At 72.3% G+C, this 16,438-nt stretch carries 19 protein-coding genes; 7 read left to right on the top strand and 12 right to left on the bottom strand.

The window, feature by feature from the left end:
• Positions 1–115: 115 nt before the first annotated feature.
• Together ACFWP3_RS10000 and fabG are read right to left on the bottom strand one after the other, a co-directional pair.
• Positions 116–1,078: an aromatase/cyclase gene (locus ACFWP3_RS10000; protein WP_384218275.1), complete on the bottom strand. Its 963-nt coding sequence runs from the start codon at positions 1,076–1,078 to the stop codon at positions 116–118.
• Positions 1,079–1,101: 23 nt separating this feature from the next.
• Positions 1,102–1,887, bottom strand: a complete 786-nt coding sequence (gene fabG, locus ACFWP3_RS10005; RefSeq protein ID WP_384218277.1) for a 3-oxoacyl-ACP reductase FabG — start codon at positions 1,885–1,887, stop codon at positions 1,102–1,104.
• Between the two features lie 181 nt (positions 1,888–2,068).
• Between fabG and ACFWP3_RS10010 the strand changes: the two genes are divergently transcribed.
• The 3 genes from ACFWP3_RS10010 (at position 2,069) to ACFWP3_RS10020 (ending at position 4,500) form a co-directional block, all read left to right on the top strand.
• Positions 2,069–2,521, top strand: coding sequence for a nuclear transport factor 2 family protein (locus tag ACFWP3_RS10010; protein WP_384218280.1), 453 nt, complete (start codon positions 2,069–2,071; stop codon positions 2,519–2,521).
• A gap of 130 nt (positions 2,522–2,651) precedes the next feature.
• Complete coding sequence (locus ACFWP3_RS10015; protein ID WP_384218282.1) at positions 2,652–3,728, top strand: serine hydrolase domain-containing protein; 1,077 nt, start codon at positions 2,652–2,654, stop codon at positions 3,726–3,728.
• A gap of 4 nt (positions 3,729–3,732) precedes the next feature.
• Positions 3,733–4,500: an SDR family NAD(P)-dependent oxidoreductase gene (locus ACFWP3_RS10020; RefSeq protein WP_384218284.1), complete on the top strand. Its 768-nt coding sequence runs from the start codon at positions 3,733–3,735 to the stop codon at positions 4,498–4,500.
• A gap of 76 nt (positions 4,501–4,576) precedes the next feature.
• Here the strand turns inward: ACFWP3_RS10020 and ACFWP3_RS10025 are convergent, their stop codons facing one another.
• Complete coding sequence (locus ACFWP3_RS10025; protein WP_384218286.1) at positions 4,577–5,452, bottom strand: class I SAM-dependent methyltransferase; 876 nt, start codon at positions 5,450–5,452, stop codon at positions 4,577–4,579.
• Positions 5,453–5,708: 256 nt separating this feature from the next.
• On the opposite strand from ACFWP3_RS10025, the gene ACFWP3_RS10030 reads away from it, so the two are divergent.
• The 3 genes from ACFWP3_RS10030 to ACFWP3_RS10040 are packed head-to-tail and all read left to right on the top strand — an operon-like array spanning position 5,709 to position 7,885.
• A complete protein-coding gene (locus ACFWP3_RS10030; protein ID WP_384218289.1) occupies positions 5,709–6,143 on the top strand; it encodes a SnoaL/DnrD family polyketide biosynthesis methyl ester cyclase in 435 nt (144 codons plus the stop codon).
• A 1-nt stretch (position 6,144) separates the two neighbouring features.
• On the top strand, positions 6,145–6,984 hold the full coding sequence (locus ACFWP3_RS10035) for an SDR family oxidoreductase (RefSeq protein WP_384218291.1): 840 nt from the start codon (positions 6,145–6,147) through the stop codon (positions 6,982–6,984).
• Between the two features lie 31 nt (positions 6,985–7,015).
• The gene (locus ACFWP3_RS10040) at positions 7,016–7,885 is read left to right on the top strand and encodes an NmrA/HSCARG family protein (protein WP_384218293.1); all 870 of its coding nucleotides are present in this window, start codon (positions 7,016–7,018) and stop codon (positions 7,883–7,885) included.
• Positions 7,886–7,998: 113 nt separating this feature from the next.
• On the opposite strand, the gene ACFWP3_RS10045 is transcribed toward ACFWP3_RS10040, so the two are convergent.
• The 5 genes from ACFWP3_RS10045 to ACFWP3_RS10065 form a co-directional block, all read right to left on the bottom strand.
• A complete protein-coding gene (locus ACFWP3_RS10045; protein ID WP_384218296.1) occupies positions 7,999–8,928 on the bottom strand; it encodes an MBL fold metallo-hydrolase in 930 nt (309 codons plus the stop codon).
• Entirely contained in the window at positions 8,925–9,392 is a 468-nt protein-coding gene (locus tag ACFWP3_RS10050) for an ester cyclase (RefSeq protein WP_384218299.1), read from the bottom strand. Before ACFWP3_RS10050 ends, ACFWP3_RS10045 begins: the two co-directional genes overlap by 4 nt.
• Before the next feature lie 38 nt (positions 9,393–9,430).
• Positions 9,431–10,513: a zinc-binding dehydrogenase gene (locus ACFWP3_RS10055; RefSeq protein ID WP_384218301.1), complete on the bottom strand. Its 1,083-nt coding sequence runs from the start codon at positions 10,511–10,513 to the stop codon at positions 9,431–9,433.
• The gene (locus ACFWP3_RS10060) at positions 10,510–11,337 is read right to left on the bottom strand and encodes an NAD(P)H-binding protein (protein WP_384218303.1); all 828 of its coding nucleotides are present in this window, start codon (positions 11,335–11,337) and stop codon (positions 10,510–10,512) included. Before ACFWP3_RS10060 ends, ACFWP3_RS10055 begins: the two co-directional genes overlap by 4 nt.
• A gap of 175 nt (positions 11,338–11,512) precedes the next feature.
• Positions 11,513–12,331 (bottom strand): TetR/AcrR family transcriptional regulator, encoded by an 819-nt coding sequence (locus ACFWP3_RS10065; protein WP_384218306.1) that lies wholly within the window; start codon positions 12,329–12,331, stop codon positions 11,513–11,515.
• Positions 12,332–12,502: 171 nt separating this feature from the next.
• Between ACFWP3_RS10065 and ACFWP3_RS10070 the strand changes: the two genes are divergently transcribed.
• Positions 12,503–13,111 (top strand): hypothetical protein, encoded by a 609-nt coding sequence (locus ACFWP3_RS10070; RefSeq protein WP_384218308.1) that lies wholly within the window; start codon positions 12,503–12,505, stop codon positions 13,109–13,111.
• A 67-nt stretch (positions 13,112–13,178) separates the two neighbouring features.
• Here the strand turns inward: ACFWP3_RS10070 and ACFWP3_RS10075 are convergent, their stop codons facing one another.
• The 4 genes from ACFWP3_RS10075 to ACFWP3_RS10090 are packed head-to-tail and all read right to left on the bottom strand — an operon-like array spanning position 13,179 to position 16,429.
• Complete coding sequence (locus tag ACFWP3_RS10075) at positions 13,179–13,868, bottom strand: indole-3-glycerol-phosphate synthase (protein WP_384218311.1); 690 nt, start codon at positions 13,866–13,868, stop codon at positions 13,179–13,181.
• Entirely contained in the window at positions 13,865–14,530 is a 666-nt protein-coding gene (locus ACFWP3_RS10080) for an N-(5'-phosphoribosyl)anthranilate isomerase (protein ID WP_384218312.1), read from the bottom strand. Before ACFWP3_RS10080 ends, ACFWP3_RS10075 begins: the two co-directional genes overlap by 4 nt.
• Positions 14,530–15,231, bottom strand: a complete 702-nt coding sequence (locus tag ACFWP3_RS10085; protein WP_384218315.1) for a transglutaminase family protein — start codon at positions 15,229–15,231, stop codon at positions 14,530–14,532. The genes ACFWP3_RS10080 and ACFWP3_RS10085 overlap by 1 nt, the downstream gene beginning before the upstream one ends.
• A gap of 58 nt (positions 15,232–15,289) precedes the next feature.
• Positions 15,290–16,429 (bottom strand): acyl-CoA dehydrogenase family protein, encoded by a 1,140-nt coding sequence (locus tag ACFWP3_RS10090; protein ID WP_384218317.1) that lies wholly within the window; start codon positions 16,427–16,429, stop codon positions 15,290–15,292.
• Between the last annotated feature and the right edge of the window lie 9 nt (positions 16,430–16,438).

Below are 16,438 nucleotides of genomic sequence, written 5' to 3' on the forward strand. Positions count from 1 at the left end.
GCGCCCGCGTGCCGCCCTGGTATCTGTCCGAGGATTCCGTCGTGACCAGCCTGGCCAGGACTGCTTGAGCAGAGCCGGAGCAGAGCCGGAGCAGCGGTGGACGCGGCCGGGGGGACTAGGCGGCGCGGGACGGGACCCGGGACTCGGCGTGGGCCTTGGCGAGGTTGAGGGTCGCCGTGCTGTTGCGGCCGAGCGCCTCGCGGACGTAGCGGCGGCATTCGGCGATGCCGGCCTCGGGGCCCAGGACGCGGGTGATGTTCTCCTCGCGCAGCACGACGCTGTGCTGCGAGGTGACGGTCACTCCGGTCTCGTCCTCGACGAGCGACCACTCGCCGGTGTGCGCCGACATCAGCAGCGGGGTCGCCGTCTGCTTGTAGACGATGCGCCGGGCGTGCGGGAAGCAGACGCGGACCGACTCGGTAGTGTGCGCGCTGCCGTCGGCGGTCAGCGTGTCCATGGACATGATCTGCACGCCCGGCTCGGGCTCGGTCAGGTCCAGGCGCGAGACGTGCGGGACCAGCGTGGGCCAGTCCTGGACGCGGTGCAGGAACTCGTAGACGTGCTCGGCCGGGCCGTCCACGCGTACCGAGTCCTCGAAGGACATCACCAGGTCGTCGAGGCGCTCCCAGCCCTCGGCGAGCTGCTTGATGTTGCCGAGCTCGGCGCGGCTGTTGGTGTCGGTGGCGCTCTCCACCCAGGCGACGGAGTCGGCGTCGTCACCGGCGACGGTGAAGTCGTGCAGCAGGACCAGCCGGCAGGCGGCGGCGCCGCGCGGTTCGACGATCCAGGTTCCGCCCATCGACTCCAGCGGGGAGGCGGGCACCTCCTGGCGGAACTCGATGCGGCGCTGCGCCACGTCCAGGGTGCGCCGCGAGGTCCACGACTTGATCTGGCCGTTGGCGGTGGCCCACATGCGCAGGTGCTCGCGGGAGCCGTCGGACTCCAGCTGCTCGACGTGGACGTTGGGCGGGAAGTACAGCGGCCACTTGGCCGCGTCGGCGATCAGGCCGTAGACCACTCCGGCGGGGGCGGCGACGGTCACCTCGTGCGTCGTGCGGTGCACACGCTCAGCGGACATCGTAGGAGTTCCTGCTTTCCGGATCAGAAGTTGCCGAGGCCGCCGCAGACGTTGAGCGCCTGCGAGGTGATGGACGAGGCCACGTCGGTGGTCAGGTAGCCGACCAGGCCGGCGACCTCTTCGGGGGTGGAGTAGCGGCCGAGCGGGATCTTCGAGGTGAACTTCTGCATGATCTGCTCCTCGGAGGTGTCGTACGCGGTCGCGTAGCCGGTGCGCACGCGCTGCGCCATCGGGGTCTCGACGTATCCGGGGCAGACCGCGTTGACGGTGATGCCGGTGGGGGCGAGCTCGTTGCCGAGGGACTTGGTGAAGCCGACGACGCCGTGCTTGGAGGCGGAGTAGGGCGCGCCGAGGACGACGCCCTGCTTGCCCGCGGTGGAGGCGATGTTGATGATCCGGCCGTACGAGGCGCCCTCGAGGCCGCCGTTCTTGAGGACCTCGCGGGTCAGCAGGAAGACGCTGTTGAGGTTGGTCTGGATGACGTCGTACCAGAGCTCGTCGGTGAGGTCGGCGGTCGGACCGCCGCCGCTGCGGCCGGCGTTGTTGACGAGGACGGAGATCGGTCCGAAGGTCTTGACGGCGGCGGCGACCAGCGCCTTGACGGAGTCGGCGTCGCGGACGTCCGCGGCGGATCCCTCGACCTCCAGGCCCTCGGCGCGCAGGTCCTCGACCGTCTGCTTGACCTGCTGCTCGGTGCGAGCGCAGAGGAAGACGCGGTGTCCGCGGCGGGCGAGATCGCGGACCACGGCCAGCCCGATCCCGCTCGTACCCCCGGTGACCAGGGCTACCGGCTTCGTCTCTGTCGTCATCGGTGTACCTCCAGAACGGCGTTGATGCTCCGACCGTGTCCTGGACCCCTTGACGCCCGCACGAACCCCGCTTGAGGAGGGGTCGCGGCCGGTCCGGCCCGGCGGCCGGTTCGAGACGTCTTCGAATCCCGCTCGACCCGCGGCGGCAAGGGTGGGCGCACCCACCAGATCGGAGTCCTCCATGACCATCCAGGCCGGCATCGGACAGCAGGCCGCCGCGGCCTTCGGCGCCCTGTACGCCGAGGTCCAGCAGTTCTACGCCCACCAGATGCAGCTGCTGGACCTCGGCGAGTCCCAGCGCTGGGCCGAGACCTTCACCGAGGACGCCACCTTCGACGTGCCCACGCTGCCGGAGCCGGTGCGCGGCCGTCCGGGCCTGGTCGCCGCGACCAGCCGCACCGCCGCCCAGCTCGCCGAGGCCGGCCAGCGCCACCGACACTTCATCGGCATGTTCGACGTCTCCGAGCGGCCCGACGGCACCGTGGACGTCCGCTCGTACGCGATCGTCTACGCCTCCGTCATCGGCGGCGACTCCCAGGTGCACCGGGTGTGCGTCTGCGAGGACGTCCTGGTCCGCGTCGAGGGCGCCCTGCAGGTCGCGACCCGCCGGGTGACCCGCGACGACCTGGCCTGACCCGCACTCCAGCCGCGCCCCGCCGTACCTCCATCCCCCATGAGCAGGCTCTGGGGCGTATGTGGGACGCGTCAGCGCCTTCCACGACCACCGCATCCCAACCGAAGTGCCACCTTGGAGGTTTGCCGAAATGTCGCAGACGACGATCGCCCGGCCGGAGGTCTCGGCCCTTCAGACGGCTGTGCAGGGCGCAGCGGACCGCCTCGTCGAGGCCGGCGCCGCCGGAGTCCAGTTCCGGGTCGCCGGAGGGGACGACGCCTTCGTCGTGACGTCGGGCATCGCCGAGCTGGGCTCCGACCGCCCGGTGCCGGAGAACGGGCGCTTCCGCATCTCCTGCATCACCAAGCCGTTCGTCTCGGTCGTGGTGCTCCAGCTCGTCGCCGAGGGCAAGATCGTCCTCGACAACACGGTCGAGAGCTACCTGCCGGGCCTGCTGCCGTACGGTGAGAAGATCACCATCCGCAACCTCATGCAGCACACCAGCGGCCTGTACAACTACATGGACTCGTTCCAGAAGCCGGGCGACCGCTTCCTGACCGAGCGCTACAAGCACTACGAGCCGACCGACCTGATCGCCATCGCCGCGGCCAAGCCGCTGGAGTTCGAGCCGGGCAGCAAGTTCGCGTACTGCAACACGAACTACTTCATCGTCGGCCTGCTCATCGAGAAGGTCACCGGCCGCTCGTACCGCACCGAGATCACCGAGCGGGTCCTGGAGCCGCTGGAGCTGACCGAGACGGTCCTGCCGGGCGACGACCCGAACATCCCGGAGCCGCACGCCCGCGGCTACATGACGATCGGCGGCCGTCCCGAGGACGTCACGCTGATGAACCCGTCGGAGGCCGGCTGCGCGGGCGAGATCATCTCGACCACCCGTGACCTCGACACCTTCTTCTCGGCCCTGTTCAGCGGCAAGCTGCTGGCCGAGGCGGAGTTCACCGAGATGACCACGCCCCTCCCGCCGGAGATGATCGAGAACCTGCCGATGGGCATCGGCTACGGCCTCGGCATCATGAAGCTGGAGAACGACGGCGACCTCGACCTGTGGGGCCACGGCGCCGGCATCCCCGGCTACGCCACCTTCGCGGCCACCACCCGCGACCTCAAGCACCGCGTCCAGCTGTCGTTCACCATCGGCGACAAGGACTTCGGCCACGAGGCGGAGCAGGCCGTCATCCGCGGCGTCAACATCGCGCTGGGCTTCTGAGCCGATGAGCCAGGACATCCACGCTTCCGTCACGAAGGCCGTCGTCGTCACCGGCGGCGGTACGGGCATCGGCGCGGCAACCGCCCGCGCCTTCGCCGAGGACGGCGCACACGTACTGGTCGTCGGCCGCAGCGAGGCCACGCTGAAGGAGACCGCGGACGGCCACGAGCGCATCCGCGTGCTCGTCGCTGACATCCACGACCACGACGCGCCGCGGCTGATCGTCGAGACCGCGCTGCGCGAGTTCGGCCGGCTCGACGTGCTGGTCAACAACGCGGCCGTGACCGGCTTCGCCGCCCTGGACGGGCTGGAGCGGGACTCCGTGCGCGCCCAGCTCGGCACGAACCTGATCGCGCCGGTGTTCCTCACCCAGGCCGCCCTGGACGCCCTGGAGGCGACCAAGGGCGTGGTCGTCAACGTCAGCTCGGCGGGCTCGCTGGGCCGCCGCGCCTGGCCGGAGAACTCCGTCTACGGCATGGCCAAGGTCGCGCTCGACTTCCTCACCCGCACCTGGGCCGTGGAGCTCGCGCCGCGCGGCATCCGCTCCGTCGGCATCGCGCCGGGCGTCGTGGACACCGGCGTCGGCGTCCGGGCCGGGATGCCCGAGGAGGCGTACCGCGGCTTCCTGGAGCAGGTGGCCGGGCAGATCCCCTCGGGCCGGGTCGGCCGTCCCGAGGACATCGCCTGGTGGATCGTCCAGCTGACCCGTCCGGAGGCGGTGTACGCCAACGGCACGGTACTGGCGGTGGACGGCGCCCTGTCGGTGACCTGACGGCACCGCTGGACGCGAGGAAGGGGCCGCCCGCGCACTGCGCGGGCGGCCCCTTCCGCCGTGTTGGCCGCGCCCGTCAGCGGGCGACGGTGGCGGTGACGTAGCGGACCGGCACCTCGATGACGACCGGGCCGCCGTCGGCGGCGCGCAGCGCGTCCAGGGCGGTGATCAGGCGCTCGCGCAGGGCGGCCGCCTCCTCCTGCGGCAGGTGCTGCCACAGCAGCCGCATGCCCTGCGTGTGCGACCAGTTGACCCAGGCCTCGCCGGACTCGGCCGTCATCAGGACCGGCTCGTCGGTGATCTCGACGTCCGTGAAGCCCGCCTTCTCCAGCGCCGCGGTCAGGTCGCGCGGGTCCTCGAGCCAGGAGTGCAGCTGGCGGTGGAGCTGCTCGGGGTGCCAGGCCTCCGGCAGGTGCTGGAGCAGCTCGAACGGGATCAGCGGCGTGAACAGCGGCGGCAGGAAGGGGAAGGTGTCGCGGGTGAAGACCGGGCTGGTGAAGGCGATCCGGCCGCCGTCGGCGAGCAGCTGCGCGTAGCGGGCCAGCGCGGCGCGCGCGTCGGGCAGGAAGATGACGCTGTAGCTGCCGAGCGCCAGGTCGAAGGAGCGGGCCGGCAGGTCGGGGTGCTCGCCGTCCATCACGCGCAGTTCGACGTTGTCGATGCCCTGGCGCTGCGCCTCGCGGCCCGCCTCCTCGATCATCGCGTCGGCGATGTCGATGCCCAGCGCGGTGCCGGCCGGGGCGACCAGCCGCGCGGCGGGCAGCAGGGTGGCCCCCAGGCCGCAGCCGATGTCCAGCACCCGCTCCCCCGGGCCGGGCGCGGCCAGCTCGACGAGCCGGCTGCCCATGGGGGTGAAGAACTCCACGCCGAGGCGGTCGTAGGTGGCCGCCGCCCCGTTGAAGGCAGCGGTGACCTTCGTCTTGTAGGTGTCGGTGGCAGTGGCGGTTTCCACATTCAGCTCCGGGGTGGTCGGGCGGCCGTTCGGCCATGCGCACCCATCGTCCGGGGGGCGCCCCGGGTGGCGGTGGAGCTTTCTTCGAGACCTGCTCGACGCCTGGTGCGGAGGCCGTTGAATTCTTTTCCGGAATGCTTCGAAAACCACTGGCGGTGGGGACTTTTCGGAAATCCAGAGCTTGTCCGGCCACGGTCTTGCGCAGCAAGATTGCACGGGAACCGCACAGCTGGAGAAATTCCGTGGAGGGAATTCGATGAGCGCCCAGATAGACGCGGTACGCCGGATGGTCGAGGCGTACAACACCGGAAATACCGCGGACGTGGCGGAATACATTCACCCGGATTACCTCAATCCGGCGGCCATGGAGCACATGGACCTGCGCGGCCCCGACTCCTTCGCGATGGCCGTCAAGTGGCTGCGGATGACCTTCTCCGAGGAGGCGCGCCTGGAGACCGTGCACCTGGAGGAGCAGGGCGACTGGGTGCGCGCCTACCTCGTGCTGTACGGCCGCCACGTGGGCGAGCTCGTCGGCATGGCCCCCACCGGCCGGGTGTTCTCCGGCGAGCAGATCCACCTGATCCGCTTCGTCGACGGCAAGATCCGCGACCACCGCGACTGGCCCGACTACCAGGGCACCTACCGTCAGCTCGGCTCCCCGTGGCCCGAGCCGCAGGGCTGGAGGGACTGACGTGCTGCTGATCACCGGAGCCACCGGCAAGGTCGGCCGCGAGGCCGTCGACCAGCTGCTCGCGCTGGGCCACCCGGTCCGCGCCCTCAGCCGTACCCCCGAGGAGGCGAACCTCCCGGAGGGCGTCGAGGTCGTGGCGGGCAGCCCCGCCGACCCCGAATCGCTCACCGCGGCGTTCGACGGGGTGAGCGCCGCACTGGTGGTGCTCTCGGGCGACGTGGGCGGGGAGGCGGCCAACGTCGCCGCCGCGGCCCGCGCGGCCGGCACCTCCAAGATCGTGCTGCTCTCCTCGGGCGGCATCGAGCACCCGCTGCCGCACGGCATCGCCGACGAGCACCGGGCCGCCGAGGTGGCGATCGAGGAGTCCGGCGTGCCGTGGACCTTCCTGCGCCCCGGCCCGTTCCACGCCAACACCTCCTGGTGGATCAGGACGGTGCGCGAGGACAGCGCGGTGCGCTGCTGGATCGGCAACAACCCCGGCGCCCCGATCGACGAGTACGACATCGCCTCGGTCGCCGTGGTCGCGCTGACCGAGGAGGGCCACACCGGCCGCTCGTACCTGCTCACCGGTCCCGAGACGCTCAGCTCCGAGGAGCAGGCGCGGATCCTGGGCGAGGTGCTGGGCCGGGAGCTGGACTTCTCGGTGGCACCCGCCGACGAGGTGGTGGAGGTGTTCACCGGGATCACCGGCGACCGTCCCGCCGCCGAGACCAACGTCGCGGCCCTGCACAGCCCCGAGGTGCCGTGGGCCAAGCCCACGACCGCGGTGCGCGACCTGACCGGGCGCGAGCCGCGCCCCTACCGCGAATGGGCCGTGGAGAACGCGGCCCTCTTCGGCTGAACAGCCGGAACCGAACCTCAGGGGGATTGAGATGACTGACATCCTGGTGACCGGAGCGACCGGTCTGCAGGGCGGCGCCGTGGCCCGCGAGCTGGTGCGGCGCGGCCGTTCCGTGTCGGCGCTGGTGCGCAACCCGGAGTCGGAGCCGGCGCGGGCGCTGGCCGAGCTCGGCGTGAACCTGGTCCGCGGCGACCTCGACGACGAGGCCTCGCTGCGACCGGCGCTGGAGGGCTTCCACGGACTGTTCTCCGTGCAGAACTTCATGACTCCGGCCGGGCTCGGCGGCGAGGTCCGCCAGGGCCGCGCGCTGGCCCGGGCCGCGAAGGCGGCCGGCATCGGCCACGTGGTCTACAGCTCGGTGGGCGGCGCCGAACGGCACAGCGGCATCCCGCACTTCGACTCCAAGCGGGGCATCGAGCGGTACCTGGAGAGCAAGGGCATGCCGCTGACGGTGCTGCGCCCGACGTTCTTCATGGACAACTTCGCGGCGCACGGCCCGCAGGTGGTCGACGGCACGCTGGTGGTGCAGCTGGCGCTGAAGCCGGACACCCGGGTGCAGTTCATCGCCGTCGACGACATCGGCTTCTTCGCCGCCGAGGCCTTCGACAAGCCGGAGCAGTACGCCGGCCGCGCCGTGGAGATCGCGGGCGACGAGCTGACCGCGACCGAGGTGGCGCAGGCCTTCGCGGAGCGCAGCGGTCTGCCGGCGCGCTTCGAGGAGATCCCGCTGGACGCGGTCGCGAACAACCCGTACATCCCCAACGGGCCCGAGATCGCCCTGATGTTCGAGTGGTTCCAGTACCACGGCTACGAGGCGGACATCGCCGCGCTGCGGGCCGAGCACCCGGCCCTTCAGTCGTTCGCGACGTACCTGAAGGGCATCGAGGTCCCCTCGGCCTGACCGGGCGTACGCGTGCGGGCGTACGGGCGGAAGGACGAGGCGGGAAACACCTGCGGGGCCGGAGCCGCGATCAGCGGCTGCGGCCCCGCGGGCGTTCCCGTGGCGCGGGAGGATCAGGCGTGGCAGGCGGGCAGCCCGCCGTTGAACTCGGCCATCTCCCGGAAGAGGGCGCCGCCGTCGAGCGGGGCCCCGGGGGCGGCCCCGGCCAGCTCGGCGTACGCCCGGTGCAGGTTCGGTACGAGCCGTTCCGCGTCGAGCAGGTCCGCGAAGGGGCCCGGCTGCGCTTCGGCGGCGAGTTCGAGCGGGGTCAGGCCGGCCGCCGCCCCGCTCCGGGCGGTCTCGGCGATCCAGCGGAAGTAGGCCTCGTTGGCGTCGATGAGCTCGGGTCCGCCGACCGGGCCGTGGCCGGGGACGACGGTCTCGGCGCCCAGGGCGCGCAGCCGCTCCATCGCGGCGAGGGACCCGGAGACGGAGCCCATCAGGCAGAACGGGGCGGTGTTCGACATCACCAGGTCGCCGGCGAACAGCACCCGCTGCTCCGGCAGCCACACGGCGGTGTCGTTGGTGGTGTGCGCGGCCGGTCCCAGGTGCAGCAGTTCGGCCCGTACGCCGCCGATGTGCAGGGTCAGCGCGTCGCGGTAGGTGACGTCGGGCAGCGCGAGCTCCAGGTCGCCCCAGCAGACGTCCGGCCACAGGCCGGTCAGGTGCAGTCCGGCCAGGTCCATCATGGTGCGGGTCTGCTCGTGGGCGATGACCACGGCCTCGGGGAAGAGGTAGTTCCCGAAGGTGTGGTCGCCGTGGAAGTGCGTGTTGACCAGGGCGCGCGGCGGCCCGGGGACGAGCCGCAGCACCTCGGCGCGCAGGTCGCGGGCGCGCCGCTCGGTGGCGACGGTGTCGACGAGCAGGCTCTGCCCGTTCCCGCCGGCGACCAGGCCCGCGTTGTTCAGGCACCAGCCGCCGTCGCCCTGCACGTACGCGAACACGCCGTCCGCGATCTCCGTGGTGACGGCCCGCGCGTCGGTGGCGAGGGGAGTCAAGGTCACATCACGTCCGCCGGGACGAACTCCAGCTCCTTCAGCATCGGAAGGTAGTTGAAGACGTCGTAGTGCTCGATGATCAGGCCTGCCTCGTCGAAGCGGAGCTCCTCGAGCATGAACCAGGTGACCTTCTTGCCGGTGGGGGCCTTGTCGAAGAACTGGCCGAGGTGGGTCGCGGTCACCGTGATGCGCAGGATGACACGGTCGCCCTCGGAGACGGCGCTCTTGACGTCCAGGTGGAGGTCGGGGAAGGCGGCGAGGCCGCCCTGCATGGCGCCGATCATCTGCTGGGTGTCGACGGGCCGGTCCTCGGAGAAGTGCCGGATCTCCGGGGACCAGTGCTTGAGGATGCCGTCCAGGTCCCAGCGGTTCCAGGCGGCGGCGCAGTCGAGCGCGATCTGCTTGTTGCGGTCCTGGACGCTCTGCGTGGCGGTGGCGCCGGCGGTGGGCTCGGTCAGGGTGAGGGACATGGCCGGATTCCTTCTGTGGGTACGCGTACGGGGAGTGGTCAGGGGACGAGGACGTGCTTGCCGACGGTGGCGCCGTCGAGCAGGGCCCGGACCGCGGCGGCGGCGCCGCCCAGCGGGTGGCGGCCGGCGATCTGCGGTCGCAGCACGCCCTCGGCGGTCAGCCGGCAGAGCTCGGCGTAGTCGGTGTTGAAGTCCTTGCCGGGCTTCACGTAGTACATCGACATGCGGCGTCCGCCGGTCAGGCCGAGGTGGCGGGTGAACCAGCGGGCCACCGTGCGGCGCAGGGCCGGGACGTGCGGCCGGAACCACTGGCCGGGCCGGTACCCGGCGACGGAGGAGTCGAAGGAGACGAGGGTGCCGCCCTCGACGAGCACCTTCCAGGCCACGTCCAGTCCGGAGCCGCCGATGTGGTCGAAGACGGCGTCGACGCCGCGCGGGGCGAGCAGGCGCACGGCCGCGGCGAGGTCGGGGGTGCGGTAGTCGAGCGGCTCGGCGCCGAACTCCCGTACGGTGTCGTGCTTCGCGGGCGAGGCGGTGCCGATGACGCGCAGGCCGTGGTGGACGGCGAGCTGCGTGAGCAGCGCGCCCACGCCGCCGCTGGCGCCGTGCACGAGGACGGTCTGGCCGGCGGTGAGCTTCGTCAGGCGGTGCAGCATCTGGTAGGCGGTGACCCCGTTGGTCACCAGCGAGACGGCCACGGCCGCGTCCAGTTCCGCGGGCGCCTGGGCCAGGGTCTTGGCGGGCAGTTCGACGTACCGCTGCCAGGCGCCCTGCCGGGGCATGGCGGCGATCCGGTCGCCCTTCTTCCAGCCGGTGACGCCCGGGCCGACCTCGGTGACCGTGCCGACGAGGTCGTAGCCGGGCACGAAGGGGAACTTGGGCGGGAAGGGGTGCAGGTGCTGGAGCATCTGCACCTCGGCGTAGGAGACGCCGGCGGCCTCGACCTCGACGACGACCTTGCCCTTGCCCGCGGTCGGGCGGGGGCCCTCGGCGCGGGCGATGTGCTGCTCGGGCTCGCCGCTGCCGGTCATCCGCACCAGGACGTTGGCCTCGGCGGCGCCCGCCGCCGGCGCCGCCGGGGCGGCGGCGGCAGCGGTGCGCTCGGCGGAGGCGGTGCTCATGCGGCCGCCTCCTGGGCGAGCGGCGCGAAGTCGGCGGCGTGGTCGGCGGCCCAGCGGGCGAAGGTCAGCGCAGGGCGCCCGGTGACCTTCTCGACGGTGTCGACCGGCACGGGCGGGTTGGCGACGGCGTCCGCGAGGTAGCCGAGGACCATCTCGACGACCGGGGCGGGCATGGCCTGGCCCATGAAGTGGCGGGCCTGGTCGGGGGTGATCTCCTGGAAGGCGACCGGGCGGCCGATGGCCTCGGCGATCTGCGCGACCTGGTCGGCCTGGGTGACGGCCTCGGGGCCGGTGAGCACGTAGGCCTGGCCGGCGTGGCCGTCCTCGAGCAGTGCGGCCGCCGCGACGGCGGCGACGTCGGCCTCGTGGATCAGCACGCGCGGGGCGTTGCCGTACGGGGTGCGGACGACGTCCTCGGTGCGGATGGAGTGGGCCCACTTCCACAGCACGTTGGTGGCGAACTCGTCCGGGCGCACGAAGGTCCACTCGATGCCGGACTCCTCGACGGCGCGTTCCACGGCGCGGTGGTGCTCACCGCTGTGGTTGTCGCCGGAGGTGTCGAGCACGGAGGACGAGGAGAGCACGACGATCCTGCGGACCCCGGCCTCCTTGGCCGCGGCGACGACCTCGCGGGCGGTCTCGGGGACCGGGAAGAGGTAGAGGCGCTCGACGCCGGCCAGCGCGGCGCGCAGCGTCTCGGGCCGGTCGAGGTCGCCCTCGAAGACCTCGACGGCGTCCGGCAGTCCCGCGGTGGCGGGGGTGCGGGTGAGCGCACGTACCGGCACTCCCGCGGAGACGAGGCGGCCGACCACGTGGCGGCCCACGGAACCCGTGGCTCCTGTCACCAGAACTGTCACTCGTCTGCTCCACCCTGTTCGCACCCGGTCGCCCCGGGTGTCTCCGTCGGTTGTGCTGCCAGCCTCGGGCGGGGTTCTGGAGGGTTCTTGGAGGGGGCTTGGAGGGCGGGTCGAGGGCGTCCGCGCGGGGGCCGGTCCGTGGCTAGGGTGTGCTGGTACCGGTCGTTCCGGTTCCGCGAGGGCCGCTCCGCGAGGGCTGCGGCACCCGCTGGTCGACGTACTGTTCGATGCCGTCGAGGACGCGTTGCAGGCCGAACTCGAAGCCCTCGTCGGCGCCGAGGCCCGCGCCGGGCTCCTCGAAGACCCCGGACAGCCACACACGGGTGAGGTGGGGGTAGTGGTCGAAGGGGATCAGCCGCTCCAGCAGCGGGCCGCTCTGCTCGTACCACTCCTCGTAGCTGAGCCCGGAGCGGCGTTCGTCGCCCTCGGCGTCGGCCGACTGCTGGGCGGCGCCGCGGACGTAGCCGTTGACCAGGTGCACGACGGTGAGCATGTCCTTCTCGGGCAGGCCGGTGGTGGCGACGGCGCCGAGCACCGCGTCCCAGACGGCCGTCTCGTGAGGGCCCATCAGCATCCGGGAGGAGAAGAGGGGCGGTACCCAGGGGTGGCGGCGGGCGATGTCCCGGCTGCCGCGGGCGTAGGTCTCCAGGGCCTCGCGCCAGTGGGCGGCGCCCGCGAGGGAGGGCGATTCGCCGAGGACCTCGTCGAGCATGCAGTTGACGAGCTCGGCGCGGCCCGGGACGTACGTGTAGATCGACATGGTCGAGACGCCCAGCGGCTCGGCCACCTTGCGCATCGACAGCGCCTCCAGCCCTTCGGCGTCGGCCAGCCCGATCGCGGCCCGCACGACGCGGTCGACGGTCAGCTGCTGGCGGGGTCCGGGGGCCGGGCGGGCGGGGGCGGCCGCCGGGTCGGTGTCGCGGGAGCGCCACAGCAGGGCCAACGTCCGCGCAGGGTCCATCTTTCGGCCAACTTCTCTGCCCATGGCTGGTTTAGCCCCTTCCTGAAGAGGTAACTCTGTACACCGTACAGATTCACTCTGTACGGTGTACAGAGTCACTGCCGCGGTGGTCATTCCCCCGCGGCGGCCGCGGCAGTGACTTTCCCATACGCAGCAGAGAGAGAGCCGCCCTTGTCCTCCACCACCGACCACGGCGCCGCTGCCCCCGAGACGGCGCGCGAGACCACTCCCCGCCCGAAGGGCAAGAAGTTCGAACTGGGCAGGGGCGCCCGCAAGCTGACCCTGGCCATCCACGTGGTGACCTCGGTCGGCTGGGTCGGCCTCTCCCTGTCCATGGTGGTGCTCGCCGTCATGGGCGTGACCACGGAGGACGCGGCGATCGCCAAGGGCGTCTACTACGCGATGTACGTCTTCGACGACACGAGCGTGACCGTCTTCAGCCTCGCCGCCGCGATCACCGGCATCCTGCTGTCGTGCGGGACCAAGTGGGGCCTGCTGCTGCACTGGTGGATCATCGTCAAGTGGGTCATCACCCTCTTCATGACGTTCTTCGCCTGGTTCGTGATCCACCCGACGGTCATGGAGGCCAGCGAGCGCACGGCCACGGCCGGCGGCGGCGCCCCGGACCCGGGCGCCGCAGGCGACTTCCTGGCCTGGAGCGTGCCCGCCCTGTTCGTCCTGCTCACGGTGGCCGCGGTGGTCTCGGTCTACAAGCCCTGGGGCCGAACCTCCCGCGGCAAGGCGGCCCAGCCGGCGGGGCGGCGCCCCAGGAACGCCTGATCCGGGCCGGCTCGCGCTGCTGCTGACGCTGCCCCTGACACCATGCGGTGTCAGGGGCAGCGGTGCGTCAGCGGGTGCGGGCCTCGTCGAAAGCGGTGCACCACGTCGGGAGGCTTGGGGTGGTCAGGAGGGTGGTGCCCATCAGGAGGGCGGCGAAGCCCTGGTGGAGGAGGGCGGCCGCGCGGGTCGGGGTGTCGATGGCGCTGGCGCTGACCGGGAAGCGGGTGCCCGTGCGCAGTACGGCGGGCAGCAGGGCCGCGCCGCGGTCCACGTCGCCCGGGAGGCGCTCGCGCGTGGCGATGTCCTTGTTGTTGACGGCGACCACGCACTGCTCGCCGCGGTGCACGGCGGCCGCCTCGGCGGCGTCGGCCACCTCCACGAACGGGGTCAGGCCGCAGTCCAGGGCGTGGTCGGTGAGGCGGGCCAGCGAGCCCGCCGGGAGCACCTTGGCGGTCAGCAGGACGGCGGAGGCGCCCAGGTCGCGGCTGCGCTCGAGCTGGCGGCGGCTGGTCAGGAAGTCCTTGCGCAGCAGCGGGAGCGCGGTGAGTGCGGCGACCTCGGCCAGCAGGTCCTCGGTGCCGCCGAACCAGCGGCCGGTGACGACCGAGACGCAGGGCGCGCCCGCCTCCTCGTAGCCGCGGACGATCTCGGCGACCGAGCGTCCCCGGGTCAGGTCCCGGCCGTCGGCGTCCTGCCGTTTGACCTCCATGACCAGGGGGCGGCGGGCCGCGGCGAGTGCGTCGGTGAAGGCGGTCATCGGGTTCTCCAGGATCGGGCGACGGCCGCGGCGCGGTCCGGGTCCAGCAGGCCGCCGGCCGCCCGGGCCGCCGAGTCGACGTCGATGCCGAGGAAGCGGGGGTGCGCCACCGCTCCCGCGAACGCGTCCCGGTTGCCCGCGTGCAGGCCGCCGGCCAGCAGGAACGGCAGGCCGGTGCGGTCGGCCAGCGCGGTGACGGCGCCGTCGTCCAGGGTGCGGGCGGTGCTGCCGATCCGGCCGTCGGACGCGACCGCGTCGTACAGGAAGCAGTCGGCGCCGGCCCGTTCGTACGCGGCGGTCAGCCCGCGCTCGATGCACGCGCCGTCCTTCAGGTGGAGCACCTTGGCGATCTTCAGCCCGGGCGGCCCGTCCCGGCGCAGCGCGCGCACCACCGAGGGCGGCTGGTAGCCGTGCAGCTGGACCCAGGGGATCGCGGCCGCGGCGACCGCCGCCAGCAGCGGCGCGGGATCGGTGGCGAAGGTGACCAGCACCGGGGCCGTGCCCCGCTCGTGGGCGGCGGCGGCCAGCTCGGCCAGCTGCCGTGAGCCCAGCTCCGCGGGCCCGCCCGGCACCCGGTACCAGAGCCCGACCAGGTCCGCGCCGGCCTCGGCCATGTCGCCGATCTCGGCCGCGGTGGTGGCCCCGCAGAACTTGACGAGCACTACGCCGCCGCCGTCCGCCGCGCGTCGCGCACCAGCGAGCCCGAGGCGAACGCCGTGCCGTCGGGGCCGATCAGCCCGGGGTGGCCGGCCCGCAGGTCGGCCAGTACCGCCTCGTACGGGAGGTCGTCGAACTCCCCGTGGAAGCGCAGGAACTCCATCTGGCGCCTGCCCTGGAGGTCGAAGGGGTGGTGCAGGCTGTCGGCCGAGCCGTCGAAGTCGAGCGGGGCCATCCCGTAGAGCCGGCACAGCGTCTTGTTGAACACCGGGGTGGCCTTGACCCAGCCGTTCTCCAGCCGCACCGAGGTCAGGCAGTGCTGGTGGAAGACGTCGCCGCCCAGCAGCTCCTTGAGGCGGTCGGACGCGAGGTGGTTGCGCACGTCGGTCAGCACCAGGCGCGCGGGGATCCCCAGCGAGCGCAGCCCGGCCGTGTACAGCACCGACTTGTGCAGGCACATCCCGGAGCGGGCGGTGGCCACGCTGCTGGCCTTCAGCCCGGTGCGGGACAGGTCCGCCCCGTAGACCTCGTAGCGGATCTTGTCGCGCACCGCGTAGTACAGCGCGACCGCGCGGGCGGTGGGCGTGGCGGCGTCGGCCGGCACGGCGCGCGCCACGAACTCGCGGACCTCGGGCGAGCGGTGGTCGATGAACTCGGTCTCGGCGAGCGTGGCGTGCCCGGTCGCGAGGCTCGTGGTCGTGCTCATGGGTGGACTCTGCTTCCGTTGCGGGGGCGGGGGCTGCCTGCGCCGGGCGCGGCCCGGGTCACAGGCCGAGGAGGGAGGCGATGCGGTTGCGCTGGATCTCCGAGGTGCCGGAGTAGATGGTCCCGGCGACCGCGTTGCGCAGCTCCTTCTCGATGCCGTACTCGGCCATGTAGCCGTTGCCGCCGAAGATCTGTACGGCGTTCAGCGCGGAGGCGACGTTGGCCTCGCTGGTGACCAGCTTGGCCATGGCGATGTCGCGGGTGACGTTCTCGCCCGCCGCCATCTTCCCGGCGGTCGCGTACAGCCAGTGGCGGGCCGTCTCCACGCCGACCTCCATGTCCACGATCTTGTGGGACACCGCCTGGTACGAGCCGATGGGCTGCCCGAACTGGGTGCGGCCGCGGGCGTACTCGACGCAGCGCGCGACCCGGTGCCGCATCTCCCCCGCGTTGATCACGAAGGAGCACAGGATCTCCCAGCGCATCACGTGGTCGAGGACCAGGAACCCGCCGCCGACCCGCCCGACGACCTGCGAGGCGGGTATCCGGCAGTCGTCGAAGTACAGCTCGCTCAGCGGCGAGGTGCGCAGGCCCATCTTGGCGATCGGGCCGCCGACGGTCAGGCCCGGGGTGTCGCGCTCCACCAGGAACGCGGTGATGCTGAGCGGGCCCGGGCGGTCGCTGGTGCGGGCGTACACGGTCAGCAGGTCGGCGACCGGCCCGTTGCTGACGAAGGCCTTGCTGCCGTTCAGCACGAAGTGGTCGCCGTCGCGCACCGCGCGGGTCCGCATGGCCAGCGCGTCGGAGCCGCTGTCCGGCTCGCTGATGGCGTGCGCGCCGATCAGCTCGCCCGAGCAGATGCCCGGCAGGAAGCGGTCCTTGAGCTCCGGGGAGCCGAAGCGGTGCAGCGGCACCCCGGTGGAGACGATGTGCGTGCACACCGAGAAGTTCAGGCCGGCGTCCCGGCAGCCCTCGCCGAGCCCCTCCAGTACGTACATGGTGGTGAGCAGGGACTGGCCCAGGCCTCCCCACCGTTCGTCGAAGGGCAGGCCCAGGATGCCGGTCTGCGCCACGGCCGCCCAGTTCTCCCGGGAGAAGGCCGCCTCGGCGTCCCGTTCGACGTGCCCGGCGCTCAGCTTCTCCAGCCAGGGCGCCAGGCCGTCGCGCAGGGCCTGCTGGTCCGCGGTCCAGTTGGTCATCGGCCCGGC

The organism is Streptomyces sp. NPDC058525, assembly GCF_042719495.1.
Lineage (GTDB): Bacteria > Actinomycetota > Actinomycetes > Streptomycetales > Streptomycetaceae > Streptomyces.

Coding starts and splice junctions, on each gene's coding strand:
- ACFWP3_RS10000 (WP_384218275.1), bottom strand. CDS start 1,078: ATGTCCGCTGAGCGTGTGCACCGCACGACGCACGAGGTGACCGTCGCC.
- fabG (WP_384218277.1), bottom strand. CDS start 1,887: ATGACGACAGAGACGAAGCCGGTAGCCCTGGTCACCGGGGGTACGAGC.
- ACFWP3_RS10010 (WP_384218280.1), top strand. CDS start 2,069: ATGACCATCCAGGCCGGCATCGGACAGCAGGCCGCCGCGGCCTTCGGC.
- ACFWP3_RS10015 (WP_384218282.1), top strand. CDS start 2,652: ATGTCGCAGACGACGATCGCCCGGCCGGAGGTCTCGGCCCTTCAGACG.
- ACFWP3_RS10020 (WP_384218284.1), top strand. CDS start 3,733: ATGAGCCAGGACATCCACGCTTCCGTCACGAAGGCCGTCGTCGTCACC.
- ACFWP3_RS10030 (WP_384218289.1), top strand. CDS start 5,709: ATGAGCGCCCAGATAGACGCGGTACGCCGGATGGTCGAGGCGTACAAC.
- ACFWP3_RS10040 (WP_384218293.1), top strand. CDS start 7,016: ATGACTGACATCCTGGTGACCGGAGCGACCGGTCTGCAGGGCGGCGCC.
- ACFWP3_RS10050 (WP_384218299.1), bottom strand. CDS start 9,392: ATGTCCCTCACCCTGACCGAGCCCACCGCCGGCGCCACCGCCACGCAG.
- ACFWP3_RS10055 (WP_384218301.1), bottom strand. CDS start 10,513: ATGAGCACCGCCTCCGCCGAGCGCACCGCTGCCGCCGCCGCCCCGGCG.
- ACFWP3_RS10065 (WP_384218306.1), bottom strand. CDS start 12,331: ATGGACCCTGCGCGGACGTTGGCCCTGCTGTGGCGCTCCCGCGACACC.
- ACFWP3_RS10075 (WP_384218311.1), bottom strand. CDS start 13,868: ATGACCGCCTTCACCGACGCACTCGCCGCGGCCCGCCGCCCCCTGGTC.
- ACFWP3_RS10085 (WP_384218315.1), bottom strand. CDS start 15,231: ATGAGCACGACCACGAGCCTCGCGACCGGGCACGCCACGCTCGCCGAG.
- ACFWP3_RS10090 (WP_384218317.1), bottom strand. CDS start 16,429: ATGACCAACTGGACCGCGGACCAGCAGGCCCTGCGCGACGGCCTGGCG.